The following is a 13,956-nucleotide window of genomic DNA, read 5'->3' on the forward strand; positions in this document are numbered from 1 at the left end:
AAGTCTAATATGCAGGCTCTAATTTTGCCTCGCTTACTTTAACTCGTTTTTCCTTAGATAGTTGTGTTATAGTGTAATGCATCCAAACTAGGCAGGCAGTTGAAAAGATTAGAATGAAAATCCATGAACTTGACCAGATTCCGGTTGCAGTCAGCAAATATCCGAAGATGATAGGACCGAAAAATCCACCTAAACCTCCAATCATTCCGACCATTCCGCCCACAACGCCAACTTCTTTTGGAAAATATTCTGGAATGTGTTTGTAAACTGCTGCTTTACCGATTCCCCAAGAAATTCCAATTAGAATTACCAGAATCAAAAATACCCACATGTTAGCATCAAATTTAATAACGGTAACACCTTTGGCTATCAGTTCTTTTTTAGCAACACTTTGATTGTGGGCTACTACAACATTTTGCCAGCTGGTAGAAGTTGGGAAAATGGCATTTTCGTTAGTATTGGCTGTTTTTTGTACAATTGGATATTCTTTGTCTCCAATTTTTACTGTTTTATCACTAATCTCGTTAACAACACCTTTTTTAGCTGCTAAGATTCCTGGTCCCGAAGTTGTAATTTCCATTTTAGGAATTGATAATAATGCACTTAAAATTACTGAAGAACCCAAAACCCAGTACATTACTTTTCTAGCTCCGAATTTATCTGATAAATAGCCTCCAAAAGCTCTAATAACACCAGAAGGTAAACTAAACATAGTAGCAAATAAACCTCCCATAACTAAACTGGTTTGGTACACATTCATGAAATTTGGCAATAACCATTGAGAGTACGCAACAAAACATCCGAAAACTAAGAAGTAATAAGCTCCAAAACGCCATACTCTCTGCGATTTTAGAGGCGTAAGCATTTGAGATATAGTTTTACCGTTGCTTTCTATTTTTTTGTTTTGAGCGAAAATTAAAAACGCAACACCAATCACTACCAATGAAATAGCATAAATAACAGGCAGTACTTTCCAGCCATTTTGCGGATCGCCGATAGAGAAATGATTTAATAGTGAAGGTGCTAAAAACGTTGTAATAGCTGCACCGGCATTTCCCATTCCGAAAATTCCCAAAGCGCGTCCTTGCCATTCTTTTGGATACCAGATTGAAGTATAACCAATTCCTACTGCAAAACTCGTCCCAACCATTCCGAAGAAGAAACTAAGTACGGCAAACATGAAAAAGCTGTCAGCATAAGGAAGAAGGAAAAGCGGAATTGAACTTAGAAGCAGTAAAAGTGAAAAAACATATTTTCCGCCAAATTTATCCGTCAAGATTCCGATTGGCAAACGCATGATTGATCCAGTTAAGATTGGAATACCTAAAAGCCATCCGACTTGAATAACATCCCAATGGAAAATTCCATTATCAACTAAAAAGGTTACTAGAACCCCGTTTAATGTCCAACAGGCAAAACACACTGTAAATGCCAATGTGTTCAAAAATAAAATTTTGTGTGACTGCGATAGTGAGTTTGTATTTTTCATAGTACTTATTATTTTTATGTAAAAGTAAGTACTACAACTTAGTAAAAACCTGCTAAAACGCAGTTTTTGAAAAATAATTACGTATTTATACGTATCTTTTCTAAATTAAAGAATATTCAGCCGCTTTATTAGAAAGTTCCATAAGGTTTTTCACTTTCAGTTTTTTCATTAAGTTAAAACGGTGCACTTCGGCAGTTCGTTTACTAATATCAAGCGCTTCGGCGATTTCTTTGTTTCCTTTTCCAGATAAAAGAAGGGTTAGGATTTCTTTTTCTCTTTTGGTAATCATCATTTCTTCACCTAAAGGTTGTTTTGGTTCTAATGATGTTGATGAATTAGTTAATTGGCTAATTAATATAGAAGAAATGTCACCGCTGAAATATTTTCCTCCTACAGCAACGCTATGCAATGCTTTTAAGAATTCTTCTTTGCTTGAGCCTTTTAGCAAATATCCGTCGGCTCCCGCTTTTATTGATTTCAAGACATATTCTTCCGATTCGTGCATTGAAAGCATGATGATTTTTACGTTATTTTTTTCGTTTCTAAGTTTTTCTACTACCTCGATACCTGTTAAGTTTGGCATACGAATATCTACTATAAGTAAATCTGGCTGTGTTGCTGCAACTACTTCAAGTGCATCTTCACCATCAATTGCTTCGCCTACAACCTCTATGTTTGCTTCATTTTCCAGTAAAGACTTGATTCCGTCTCTAACAAAAACATGGTCATCTGCCAGTACTACTCGAATAATATTGCTCATAGTTTACTTAATTTTGATTCTCGATTTTTACGTATATTCATCTAAAAAGAAGACGCTAATATACGTACTTTTTTTATTTAAAATTCCAATTTTTTGAAATTCCAAATTCCAATATTAAAAAATCATTAGAAATCCTTAGGATAAATTCGAATATTAAAATACCAAATTCCAAATTGAATATAGGATTGCTAGGCTGAGCGGAGTCGAAGCTCGTGCAAAGAAATTCCACAATCTAAATCGCCAATCTTTGTAGAGTTACTCGCGTAGGCTTCGACTCCGCTCAGCCTGACAAGCGTGCGTAAAACTTTGATAAAGTTTGTTTTTTAATTGCCTCCAGCTTTAGCTGGATGTTTTTGTAGCTAGAAGAGAGGGCTTTAGCCAAATGCATAAGTTTGGCTAAAGCCCTTCTTGATACTTTTTTGTGACCTCCAGCTAAAGCTGGAGGCAATTCATTTTTTCACTTTTTAATTCCTTGGTAAAATTAAATTTTCTTTTGAAATCCTTTGCCCGCGAGAGGGATAGGAGGAAGCTACCGAAGTAGCCCGGATAGCCCGACAGTATTAGGAAAAGTGGGCGAATATAGATAAAGTTTGTTTGCCCACTTTTTCTAATACTGGCTCGCCATGATAATTAGATAATGAGTTAATGTGTCAATTAGATAATTCTTATGAATGTGTTAAATAATTATCTAATTTTCTAATTGGCACATTGTCACATTATTTTAAGATCGGGATGTTGAACGTAATTCTCGTTCCTTCGCCTGGAATCGAGTTCATAAAAACGCGTCCGTTGATGTATTGGATTCTTTCTTTCATAAATAAAAGCCCCATTCCTGATTCGCTGTTGCGTTTTTTGTGGACTGAATTGACGTCAAAACCTTTTCCGTTGTCATCTACGATAATACTTAAAAGTGTATCGCTGTGCGAAAGCTGTACAATTATATGAGAGGATTCTGCATATTTGATAGCGTTGTTGATGGCTTCTTGCGTAAGTCTGTAAATATTGATTTCGATTAAGGAATCTAAGCGTTGATCGAAATCAGTTTTGTTGTAGAAAAGGATTTCTTTTCCCGTAAGTTTTGAAAGTTCCTGCGTTAGTTTTGATAATGACGAAACGATTCCGTGATCGCTTAATTCTGGTGGCATTAAGTTGAAAGTTGCCGTACGAACACCTTTTATAATGTCTAACGAAAGCTTTTTTAAGTATTCTATTTTTTGTTCTGATTTTTCTTTGTCATCCAGATTGATGCTTTCTAAACTGAATTTTAAACCAGTAAGCATTTGACCGATTCCGTCATGAATTTCTTTAGCAATTCGGTTTTGTTCGTTTTCCTGATTTTCAACAATTTTACTCGAAATAATCTTTTGTTGATTGATTTTTTCAGTGGTGTTTTCAAGGTTCAAACGTTCCACTTCGCGTTGCGCTTTTTTGCGTTCGGTGATGTTGAAACAAACGATCAAAAGTTCCAATTCGTCTTTTTTGATCATTACTGGAACCATCGATAAATCGAGCCAGATTTCTTTTTCGTCTTTATTTATAATTTTGATTTCGCCTTGCCAGCCACTGCGCTGTTTTTCGAAAATAAGACGGTCAAAATTAACCTGTTCTTTTTCGTCTTCTGTTAGTACTTCAGAGAATTTTTTGTTAGATGAAAACTTAGTGTAATTGAGAAGTTTAGCAAATTTTTCTCCAATATGGATGATCGAGCCATCAGGTGAAATTCGGCAATACAGCAAAGTATTTTCCATCGCATAATTGAGCGATTTTAATTCTTTTACTGAGTTTTCTTTGATTTCACTTATGATTTCGGTGTCGTACGCTAGTTTCAACGCTTTCTTTTCAGAAGATAGAAGCTGGGCAATTAACCTTTCGATTTTCTTGTTTGTTGGTTTAAAAATGAAGAAGAATTCTAGAAGAAGAACCAAAAGTGTAAAACCAAAAATCCAATATTCGATTCGGCGTTGTTCGGTTACTTTTTCATGTGCTTCAAGATCGTATTGGGTTACAATCTGATTCATTTTTGAAAGGAAAGTTCCTTCGTTTTCCAAAATAATCTGAACCAATTTTTGATTTTCAGAAACCGATTTTTTCCGTTGCAAATTCAACAAAAAAGAATCTGTAGTTTGTGCAATTTTATTGAATATCGGATTGATTTCCAGATACAATTTATTTAGCGTTTCGCTTTTTTCTTTTGGAAAAGCCAAGCTGTCACTGCCATTTTCTAATGCATTTTGATTCTTTTTCCAAAGTTCTAAAACCTCTTTTAAGTGCGAAGTTTTTTTGGCTGTAGCCGAATCAGAAACGTAATGTAAAATCAGAACTTCTTTGACAATTTTCTGGCTCAGCATTCTTTGCTTACCAGAAAAATTAATGATTTTAGAATCGCTTAATTGCTGATTCAGATTGTATTGTACTAAAAACTGACTGACAATTATAGTTAAGGCAATAGTAAGAAGCGCAAAAAAATACAGACGACGTAAATTTTTGAAAGTGATTTTTTCTGCAGCTTCCTGATTGCTTTTCTTCATATCTTTTTACAATCCTAAAGAAGCTTTTATTAAGTTTAAGTTTTCTTCAGAATAATTGATTTTTAAAGCTTCCTGATGTCCTTTGTCCGACATTTTATCCCAGGTTTTCTTGATGATGTTTTTTAGCTTTTCTTCGTCATGTTTGTGAACGAAAGGTTCTAAGTAATAATCTAAGAATACCAAACAAATTACGTCTTCCAATAATTGCGTTTCGGCATCTTTTTTAAGTAATTTTTTTTCGATTAAAAAAGAAACGCGATCGATAAAAGTTTGATCATATCCTGCTTTTTCTAAAATTCCCGCAGTAGTTTTTGCGTGAAACTTTTTCAATTCTTCTCTCCATTTTAAATAACCAACGCGATCCATTGGATATGATTCACGAGCGACTTTCCATCTACAGATGTGTTGTGCTTTTGAAGCAATTTGAACTTCTTCGGATGCGTTCGGTTCAAATTCCATCAGTTTTTTATACATCCTGTCCGAATACAATAATTCTTTCGGATACTCTTTGTTTTGGTCTAATTCGATGTTTGGGTCTTGTGCGTTTTCAGCATCAATCCATTCGCTTGCTTTTTGAAAAGGTGTAGTCATTTTTTGGTTTGATAATAGAATTTCAAAGATACGGAATTAAGTAGAAAAGTCGAAAGTCAAAAGTCGAAAGTCAAAAGTGAGATGAAAGAAGCAAGAGGATAAAAGTTTTTCAAATCTTGCCTCTTGCTTCTTGGCTCTCTAAAAGTCTAATCTACAAATCCAACAAATACTTCATTTTCAACAATCTTAACAGGATACGTTGCAATGCTGTATTCTTCGCCGTTTAAATTTGAACCATCAACAAGTGAAAATGTTTTTTTATGCATCGGGCAGGCGATTTTCGGAATATCATCTGCAGATCCTGTCATTCCTCTTGAAAGTACCATTTCCATTTTATGTGGGCAAGCGTTTTGGCAAGCGTACCATTCGTTGCGACGCGTGAAATTGAAAATCGCAATTTGTTTGTTTTTGTATTTAATGCAGCCTCCTCGGTTGGTTGGGAAATCTTCAACTTTACCTGCTTTGAACCAAATTGTTGCATCGCTCGCGTGAACTGTTTCGTATTGATTTAAGATTTCTTCCATTTTGATTGAGTTTTTGGTTCCTGTTTCTTAGCCCTCTTTTTACAATCAAGAGAGATTTGATGGCGCAGTAAAAAAGAGGGTAAGAAGGACAGCAAACGTTTAATGTTTTTTTTTTTTTTTTTTCGGAGCTTTATAGTTTTAATCACATAGAGACATAGACTTAATAGTTTGAAAAAAGAATTGTCAAAAGAAATTATTCCTGTTATGGAGAAACATTGCTTTTTGTTAAGGTGCAAAATCTATGTCTCTATGTGTTTACTTTTAAATATTTATGACCAAGCTTTTGGCATTTTTTGATCTCTTAGTGGTACGAAAACAGCGTTGTCGTCTTTTTCGTCTGAGTTTATAAAGTGATTGAAACGTTTCAATAATCTTGGTTTTTCTAGCACTTGTTTCCATTCGCATTCGAAAGTGTTTACTAAAGTCTGCATTTCAGCTTCAAGCGTTTCGCAGATTCCTAAACTATCTTCGATAATTACTTGTTTCAAATATTCTAAACCTCCATCTAGTTTTTCCAACCAAGTTGAAGTTCTAATTAGCGGACCAGCGGTGCGGATGTAATACATTAAGAAACGATCCATGTATTTGATCACAGTTTCTTTGTCTATTTTTTCAGCTAATAAAACGGCGTGTTTTGGATTCGCTCCACCATTTCCGCAGATGTATAAATTCCATCCGCCTTCAACAGCAATTAATCCGAAATCTTTTCCGCGAGCTTCGGCACATTCGCGAATGCAGGCTGAAACACCACCTTTTAGTTTATGCGGAGAACGAATTCCTTTATATCTGTTTTCTAGTTCAATCGCAAATCCGGCGCTGTCGTCCATTCCGTAACGACACCAAGCATTTCCGACACAGCTTTTTACGGCACGAAGTGATTTTCCGTAAGCGTGTCCACTTTCAAAACCATTATCAATTAAAATTTTCCAGATTTTTGGCAAATCGCTTAAATGAGCTCCGAATAAATCGACTCTTTGTGCTCCCGTAATTTTCGTGTACAAATCGAATTGTTTTGCCACTTCGCCAATTACGATTAATTTCTCGGCAGTAATTTCTCCTCCAGCAACTCTTGGAACAACGGAATAAGTTCCGTTTCGTTGAATGTTTGCTAAAAATCTGTCGTTTGTATCTTGAGTTGTTACATGCTTGTTTGCAGTATCATTGTAGATACTTGAGAAAATAGAAGCTACAACTGGTTTGCAAACTTCGCATCCGTCTCCTTTTCCGTGATGATCTAAAACATCGTAGAAATTCTCGTATTTGTTGATTTTTACCAAATCAAATAATTCTTGACGTGTATAACTGAAATGTTCGCAGATCACTTCTTTTACTTCTTTTCCTAAAGATTTCTGTGTTGCTTTTACCAAATCAGAAACCATTGGTTTACAGCCTCCACAGCCTGAAGTTGCTTTAGTCGCTTTAACGACATCTGAAAGTGAAGAACAGCTTTCGTCTAAAATTTTACAGCAGATAGCGCCTTTTGTAACATTTTCGCAAGAACAAATTACGGCGGTGTCTGGCAAATCCATTACGCTTCCTAAAGAAGAACCTTCAGAACCGTCACGAGAACCTAAAATCAAATCTTCTGGGTTTTTAGGCAATGCCATTTCGTTGATGTAAATCTGAAAAAGCGAACCGTAATCGCTAGAATCTCCAACTAAAATTCCTCCCAGAAGCTTTTTAGAATCCTTAGTAACGTTGATTCTTTTGTAAACGCCACTTAATTTATTTTCATAAATAATAGCTGTGACATCATTATTTTCGATAAAAGGATCACCAAAACTCGCAACTTCAACACCAATTAATTTCAATTGTGTTGACATATCGATGGTTTCTCTCATGGTTTTATCACCATTTAAGATTTGTTCAGCAGCTACATCGGCCATTTCGTAACCTGGAGCGACAAGTCCGTAAATGTTATGGTTGTAAAGAGCTGCTTCGCCAATTGCAAAAATAGAAGGATCTGATGTTCGCATTTGATTGTTTACCACAATTCCGCCTCGTACACCAACTTCAAGTCCCGAAACTCTTGCCAGTTCGTCGCGAGGTTTAATTCCAGCAGATATAACCAACATGTCTACTTTTAACAATTCGTCGTTTGCAAACATCATTCCTGTTATACTTTCCTTTCCGTCAATATATTGTGTTGCTTTGTTAAGATGAATTCCGATATTTAATTCTTCTATTTTTGATTGAAGCATATCACTCGCGCCTTGATCTAATTGTCTCGGCATCAAGCGTGGAGCAAATTCCACCACATGAGGATTTAAGCCTAAATCTCTAACGGCTTTTGCCGCTTCAAGACCTAATAAACCGCCACCCAAAACAGCAGCTTCAGTAGCGCCTTTTATTTTTATTTTTTTGGCGTAAGCCATAATCGCGTCTAAGTCTTCGATAGTTCTATAAACAAAAACACCTTCTTTTTCTACGCCTTCAATTGGTGGCACAAATGCCGAAGAACCTGTAGCTAAAACTAAGTAGTCGTACGTATGTGTTTTGCCTAAGTGTGTATGAATAGTTTTTACATCACGATTAATATCTGTAATTAACTCCGATGTATTTAGAATAATATTGTTTTCTGTGTACCAATTGGTCGTTGATAGTGATAAATCATCTGCTGTCTTTCCTCCAAAGTACTCGCTTAAGTGAACGCGATCGTAGGCGCGTCTTGGTTCTTCTCCAAATACTGTGATTTGATACTTTTCTTGTCCTGATTTTGCAACAAACTTTTCGCAAAATTTATAACCAACCATGCCGTTTCCAACTACTATTACTCTAATCATGATTTCTTTAATTAAGTATTACTACGCAAATATAAGTATTAATACTTATAAAAATACGTATTGTATTTATTTTTTTAAGTAAGCATAAGATTTTATTTCTACGTATTTTGCTATAATCTTTTACGTAGTGCGGGTTTTGAATGATTTTGAAGTGACTTAGTTTTTTTAAATTTGAAAGGATTCTAAATAAGCGTTTCAAAAAAATATCGTAAATTCATAAGAATTTTATAGGTGTTTTTACGAAGAAGAATATTTTTTAAACTTAAATCTCATGAAAAAAATACTTGCAATACTGGTTTTATCATTTTTAATGATAAGTTGTAAAACAACTGCAAACAAAGAATCTGGCACGACATCTTCAGTAAGTTCTACAGAGGAAGATTTAAAATATTACTTTAAAGGAACAGGAAACGAACCGTTCTGGGGAATTAAAATAGGAAATGAGGAAATCGTTTTTACGTCGTTAATACCTGGGAAAGAAAAAATTATTTTTCCTGCCGTTGACGCGATTCGTGCAATGGATGCTAATGTGAAAATGTATAAAGTAAGTAATGAATTGGCTTCATCTACGATTACAATTCAGCAGTTGGATTGCCAAGATTCTATGTCTGGTGCTATTTCGCCTTACAGCGTAAAAGTCGAAATTAGAAATAACTCGGAATTAGAAACGAAAAAGCTAAGTGGCTGTGGAAAATATATCACCGATTATCGTTTGCATGATATTTGGGTTTTGGAAGAATTAAATGGCTATAAGGTTTTTGCAGCAGATTTTCAAAAGGAGTTTCCAAGAATAGAAATTAATGCGGCCGAAAATCGATTTTCTGGTTTTGGTGGCTGTAATTCAATAACAGGACAAATCTTTTTTGAGAAAGATCTTTTGCGTTTTACCAAAGTGATTTCAACTTTAATGGCCTGTGCTCCTGGAAACAAAGAAGGCGATTTTTTGAAAGCATTGCAAAGCACCACTACATATTCTATTGGAAACAATCAGCTGATTTTGTCTAATCCTTCTGGGAAATTGGCTGTTTTTAAGAAAGTAGATTAGAGCTTTAAAATGTCGTATTGTATTAAAAAAAAAGCTTGTTAGGATCTTTGTTACTATAGCACAAGAATACTTTTGTAAAATAAAACTTATAATATTTATTTTGCATGAAAAGGATTTTAATGCTATTCATTACTGTGTCATTAGTTTGCAGTTGTAAAACTGCTAAAGAAACGAAGTCAACAGTTAATGTTAATGAAAACCCAGTTGAGAAGAAGCTTCAGCAAACTTGGATTTTAGAGAATTTAAACGGAAAAGTCATTACTGACAAAGATTTTTCAAGTTTTCCAAAAATCGTACTTGCACAAACGTCATTTTCTGGTTCGACTGGATGCAATGCTATAAAAGGCAATTTACTTTCAAAAGGTGATGGAAAAATTCAATTTTTAAATTTTACATCTGAAACTAAAAAGTGTAATGAGAAAAAAGAAGCTGAGTTTGCACAATTGTTAAAAACAACTTCAGGTTATTCTATTAAGGATAATAAACTTTTTCTCTCAAACCAATTTGGACTTACAATGTCTTTTAAAAAAGGTTAATTCATACAAAAAGGCTCCGATTGATTTCGAAGCCTTTTTTTATGTTTTTGTTTGTGATTCCTCGTTCCTCGGATTGACAAAATTGCGCTGATTTATTCTAATTCCTTTGGGTCTTCATTTTCTGATTCTTCTCCAATAAAATCCAATTCTAAAGCTTTTACGCTTTGAACGGCATTTCCGGCAATACCGCGAATCGAACCGTACATTCCTAAAGTATTGTGAACCACTTTTTCAATTTGTTTTTCGCGCTGTTTCCAGATTCTTTGCATGGCTCTTTTTTCAGAATCTAAGTCGCTTTGCATTTGTGTAAAACCTTCTACAATTCCTTCAATCTGCAAACGGAATTCGTTGCTGGTTAAGAAATCATACAACATCGACATTTTATCACCTTTGTTCTCTTGTGCTTGAACAGCCTGATTAATTTGAATTAAAGATTGACGCAACACAGCACTCAAACCTTTAAATTCTTCATAGGTACAAATCCAAATTCCGTCGCGCATACCCATTCTATCCATTCCGTTTGGCATTACTTCGGTTACCAAAACTCCAATATTGGCTCTTTTGGTTCTAATATCGTTTTTGAATTTCTCGATCCAAGAAGGCTGAAATGCTTTTGTTCTTTTGCTTTCGTAATAAATCGAACCACAATTTTGGTGTTCGCGAGTGTTGACAATTTGAAGGCAGTCGGCACCATTTGCGCCTTTTTTAACTTCATCAATGCTGTCAAGCGGGAAGTTGTTTGCCAACCACTCTTCAATTGCTAGTTCCATTACTTCGCCTTGCAATTGCATAGAACCTTGTTCCTGCTTGCGTTTCATTTCTTCAGTCAGCTTTTTTTGTTCTTCGAGCTGTTTCTGAAGTTCTTTGAATTTCAGCTCGTTTTTATCGTCTTCTTGTTTCCTGATTTTTTCACGTTCCAAAGCCAATTGGGCATTCAATTGTTTTTCGGCTTCGGCTTGAATGGCTTCTTTCATTTCCAGTTTCTCACGCTGTAATTTGGCGATTTCACCTTCCATTTTATTTAATTCTCTGATTTTTTCCGATTTTTCAGAGAGTTCTTTCTCCATTAAAAGCAACCGATCTTTATTTTCCTCCTCAAGTTTGGTTTTTAGTTTTTCAGAAATTTCTTTTTCTGCAATTTTTCTTTCACGTTCCAAGCGTTCAGCAAAAAGTTCGTTTTCCTGTTTCTTTTTGGCTTCAAATTCGGCTTTGGCTTTATCCAATTGCTCGTTTTTAAGCTCTAATTCTTTGTTTTGAATAGTAGCTTTTTGTTGAAATTCTTTACGGATGCTGTCTTCCAACTGATGTTTTAAAACATCATTGACATCTATAGGAGTTCCGCAGTTTGGACACTGAATTGAAGATTGCTCAGCCATTTTATATTGAAATTTTTATTGTAGAATTTGAATTTGCTAAGATATTTAAAAGTTCTCTTTTTGTGATGTGGATTCCTGTACTAATTTGTAACGAATTTTTTTATATGCCACGAAGACGCTAAGACGCAAAGTTTTTTTTATGATTTAATCTCGCAAAGTTGCAGAGGCGCAAAGTTTTTTTTAGCCACAGATTAAAAGATTAAAAGGATTTTTTGAATTGCCTCCAGCTAAAGCTGGACGCAACTTATAAATAAAACTTTGCGTCTCTGCGGCTTTGCGAGATTAAAAAATCAAAACTTAGCGAGAACTCTTCTTCGTCAATAAAAAATCAACTGCAGATCGAGTAATCTCGGAATGATCATCTTTTGATGTAATTAACGAGACATTTGTATATAGATTAACCTTTTTCAATTCAATAAAACCAATTTCAGAATCTTGATTATTTTTGGCAATGTTTGAAGGAACAATCGAAATTCCCAATCCGTTTTTGACTAATTGCACGATGGAGTTGATGTTATTGGCTTCATGAATAATCTTTGGTGTAAAACTATAAAAAGCACACAATTCCAATAAAACTTCATGATAATGCGGAGCGTAATCTTTATTGAAAAACACAAACGTTTCATCTTTCAGTTTTACAATTTCATTTTCTGATTTTATCTGAATGAATTTTTTATTGTAAACCAATGAAAAACCATCTTTAAACCATAAATGCGATTTTATTTTGGGTGATTGAATAGGCGATCGAATAATTCCCATTTCAATTTTTCCTTGTTCTAAAGCATCAATCTGTTTGGTGGTAGAAATCTCAAAAAGTTTGAAATTTACATACGGAAATTGTGCCTTTAGATGTTTGATTAAATCTGAAATAACTGCTGAATATATCGAACTGATGTAAGCGATCCTGAATTCTCCAGAGACATTTTCTGCAATCTTTTTTGTTTTCACAGAAATGCGTTCTAGATTCTGAAAAATCGCAGTAACTTCTTCTTTAAAATATTTACCTGCTTCAGTTAGTTCTACTTTTTTATTATTTCTGATAAAAAGCTTTGCATGAAGTTCTTCTTCCAGTTCTGCAATTTGACGGCTTAATGGAGGTTGAGAAATAAAGAGTTTTTCTGAAGCTTTAGTAAAGTTCAGTTCTTCGGCTACAGCCAAAAAATATTTTAGATGACGTAATTCCATGATACTTTAAAAGTATTATTAATTGATAAAAATAGTATTTTTAAAGTATTTATGAAAGAGATAGTTTTGATGAAAAGATAATTCTCTCGCAGATTTAGCAGATAGGACAGATTATTAATTAATTTTATTAAAATCATTCTTAATCACAAATATTCCGGTCAATAATAGCAAAAAGATCCCCTAAATCAGCTTGATCTGCGTGAGATAAAAAAACAAAGACCATGAAAAAATCAACTATTGAAGAAATCAAAGAACGATTTGACAATGATGTCGAACGATTTTCAAATTTAGAAACGGGGCAGGTCGCTACAATTGACGCGACTATTTCTTTAGAATTAATAACTGAAGCTTCAAAACGCATTGTTCCGAATGCTGCAACTATTTTGGATGTGGGATGCGGAGCAGGAAATTATACAGTGAAAATGTTATCTAAATTACCAGATTTAAACTGCACTTTGGTTGATTTGAGTTTGCCAATGTTAGATCGTGCTTTTGAAAGAGTTTCAAAAGAAACAAACGGGAAAGTCGAAATCAAACAAGGTGATATTCGAGAAATAGATTTAGAAGAAAATAGTTTTGATATTATCTTGGCAGGAGCAGTTTTGCATCATTTGCGTGATGATAACGATTGGGAAACGACTTTTACAAAATTATTTAAATTGTTGAAGCCAGGTGGTTGTTTGATGATTTCTGATTTAATAACGCAGGATACGGAATTATTAAACGAATATACTTGGCAGCGTTATGGCGAATATTTAGAAGGAATAGGAGGAGCAGAGTACCGCCAAAAAGTTTTAGATTATATCGAAAAAGAAGATTCGCCAAGATCGATGAATTACCAATTGGATTTAATGAAAAAAGTAGGTTTCTCAAAAGTAGAAATTTTACACAAAAATATGTGTTTCGGAGCTTTTGGAGGGATAAAATGAGACGCCAATTGAACATAAAAAAATATAGATATTTCAATAAAACTGCCTTATAGGGCAGTTTTTTATTTTCTGGTAGTAAGTTGAAATTTTAATCGGAATTAGTTAATATACAATTGTTTTACAATAAGATAATATCAATTTCTTGTATCTCATTTAAATATTTTTATCAAAAAAAATAACAATCTGTAAAATAATAAAAAGATGAAGTGA

General features: G+C 34.3%; 11 protein-coding genes. 3 read left to right on the forward strand and 8 right to left on the reverse strand.

What is annotated here, in order from left to right:
- Positions 1–4: 4 nt before the first annotated feature.
- The 6 genes from DM397_RS19595 to nirB form a co-directional block, all read right to left on the reverse strand.
- Positions 5–1,489 carry an MFS transporter gene (locus DM397_RS19595; RefSeq protein ID WP_111379139.1) on the reverse strand — a complete coding sequence of 495 codons (1,485 nt, stop codon included), beginning with the start codon at positions 1,487–1,489 and terminating at the stop codon, positions 5–7.
- A 100-nt stretch (positions 1,490–1,589) separates the two neighbouring features.
- On the reverse strand, positions 1,590–2,249 hold the full coding sequence (locus DM397_RS19600) for a response regulator transcription factor (protein WP_111379140.1): 660 nt from the start codon (positions 2,247–2,249) through the stop codon (positions 1,590–1,592).
- 716 nt (positions 2,250–2,965) lie between these two features.
- A complete protein-coding gene (locus tag DM397_RS19605) occupies positions 2,966–4,777 on the reverse strand; it encodes a PAS domain-containing sensor histidine kinase (protein ID WP_111379141.1) in 1,812 nt (603 codons plus the stop codon).
- A gap of 6 nt (positions 4,778–4,783) precedes the next feature.
- Positions 4,784–5,368, reverse strand: coding sequence for a DUF4202 domain-containing protein (locus tag DM397_RS19610; protein ID WP_111379142.1), 585 nt, complete (start codon positions 5,366–5,368; stop codon positions 4,784–4,786).
- 146 nt (positions 5,369–5,514) lie between these two features.
- Positions 5,515–5,892 carry a nitrite reductase small subunit NirD gene (gene nirD / locus DM397_RS19615; protein WP_111379143.1) on the reverse strand — a complete coding sequence of 126 codons (378 nt, stop codon included), beginning with the start codon at positions 5,890–5,892 and terminating at the stop codon, positions 5,515–5,517.
- A gap of 269 nt (positions 5,893–6,161) precedes the next feature.
- The gene (gene nirB / locus DM397_RS19620; protein WP_111379144.1) at positions 6,162–8,675 is read right to left on the reverse strand and encodes a nitrite reductase large subunit NirB; all 2,514 of its coding nucleotides are present in this window, start codon (positions 8,673–8,675) and stop codon (positions 6,162–6,164) included.
- A gap of 271 nt (positions 8,676–8,946) precedes the next feature.
- Between nirB and DM397_RS19625 the strand changes: the two genes are divergently transcribed.
- Entirely contained in the window at positions 8,947–9,720 is a 774-nt protein-coding gene (locus DM397_RS19625) for an META domain-containing protein (protein ID WP_111379145.1), read from the forward strand.
- A 104-nt stretch (positions 9,721–9,824) separates the two neighbouring features.
- Positions 9,825–10,256 carry an META domain-containing protein gene (locus DM397_RS19630; protein ID WP_111379146.1) on the forward strand — a complete coding sequence of 144 codons (432 nt, stop codon included), beginning with the start codon at positions 9,825–9,827 and terminating at the stop codon, positions 10,254–10,256.
- A 92-nt stretch (positions 10,257–10,348) separates the two neighbouring features.
- Here the strand turns inward: DM397_RS19630 and DM397_RS19635 are convergent, their stop codons facing one another.
- Together DM397_RS19635 and DM397_RS19640 are read right to left on the reverse strand one after the other, a co-directional pair.
- On the reverse strand, positions 10,349–11,632 hold the full coding sequence (locus DM397_RS19635; RefSeq protein WP_111379147.1) for a DUF2130 domain-containing protein: 1,284 nt from the start codon (positions 11,630–11,632) through the stop codon (positions 10,349–10,351).
- Positions 11,633–11,929: 297 nt separating this feature from the next.
- A complete protein-coding gene (locus DM397_RS19640) occupies positions 11,930–12,817 on the reverse strand; it encodes a LysR family transcriptional regulator (protein ID WP_111379148.1) in 888 nt (295 codons plus the stop codon).
- A 221-nt stretch (positions 12,818–13,038) separates the two neighbouring features.
- On the opposite strand from DM397_RS19640, the gene DM397_RS19645 reads away from it, so the two are divergent.
- The gene (locus DM397_RS19645; RefSeq protein WP_111379149.1) at positions 13,039–13,746 is read left to right on the forward strand and encodes a class I SAM-dependent methyltransferase; all 708 of its coding nucleotides are present in this window, start codon (positions 13,039–13,041) and stop codon (positions 13,744–13,746) included.
- Positions 13,747–13,956 lie beyond the last annotated feature (210 nt).

It is taken from the genome of Flavobacterium nitrogenifigens (assembly GCF_003254565.1).
Lineage (GTDB): Bacteria > Bacteroidota > Bacteroidia > Flavobacteriales > Flavobacteriaceae > Flavobacterium > Flavobacterium nitrogenifigens.

Bases quoted from the DNA above. Each gene is read 5' to 3' on its own strand.
- DM397_RS19595 (WP_111379139.1), bottom strand. From the start codon at position 1,489: ATGAAAAATACAAACTCACTATCGCAGTCACACAAAATTTTATTTTTG.
- DM397_RS19600 (WP_111379140.1), bottom strand. From the start codon at position 2,249: ATGAGCAATATTATTCGAGTAGTACTGGCAGATGACCATGTTTTTGTT.
- DM397_RS19605 (WP_111379141.1), bottom strand. From the start codon at position 4,777: ATGAAGAAAAGCAATCAGGAAGCTGCAGAAAAAATCACTTTCAAAAAT.
- DM397_RS19610 (WP_111379142.1), bottom strand. From the start codon at position 5,368: ATGACTACACCTTTTCAAAAAGCAAGCGAATGGATTGATGCTGAAAAC.
- nirD (WP_111379143.1), bottom strand. From the start codon at position 5,892: ATGGAAGAAATCTTAAATCAATACGAAACAGTTCACGCGAGCGATGCA.
- nirB (WP_111379144.1), bottom strand. From the start codon at position 8,675: ATGATTAGAGTAATAGTAGTTGGAAACGGCATGGTTGGTTATAAATTT.
- DM397_RS19625 (WP_111379145.1), top strand. From the start codon at position 8,947: ATGAAAAAAATACTTGCAATACTGGTTTTATCATTTTTAATGATAAGT.
- DM397_RS19630 (WP_111379146.1), top strand. From the start codon at position 9,825: ATGAAAAGGATTTTAATGCTATTCATTACTGTGTCATTAGTTTGCAGT.
- DM397_RS19635 (WP_111379147.1), bottom strand. From the start codon at position 11,632: ATGGCTGAGCAATCTTCAATTCAGTGTCCAAACTGCGGAACTCCTATA.
- DM397_RS19640 (WP_111379148.1), bottom strand. From the start codon at position 12,817: ATGGAATTACGTCATCTAAAATATTTTTTGGCTGTAGCCGAAGAACTG.
- DM397_RS19645 (WP_111379149.1), top strand. From the start codon at position 13,039: ATGAAAAAATCAACTATTGAAGAAATCAAAGAACGATTTGACAATGAT.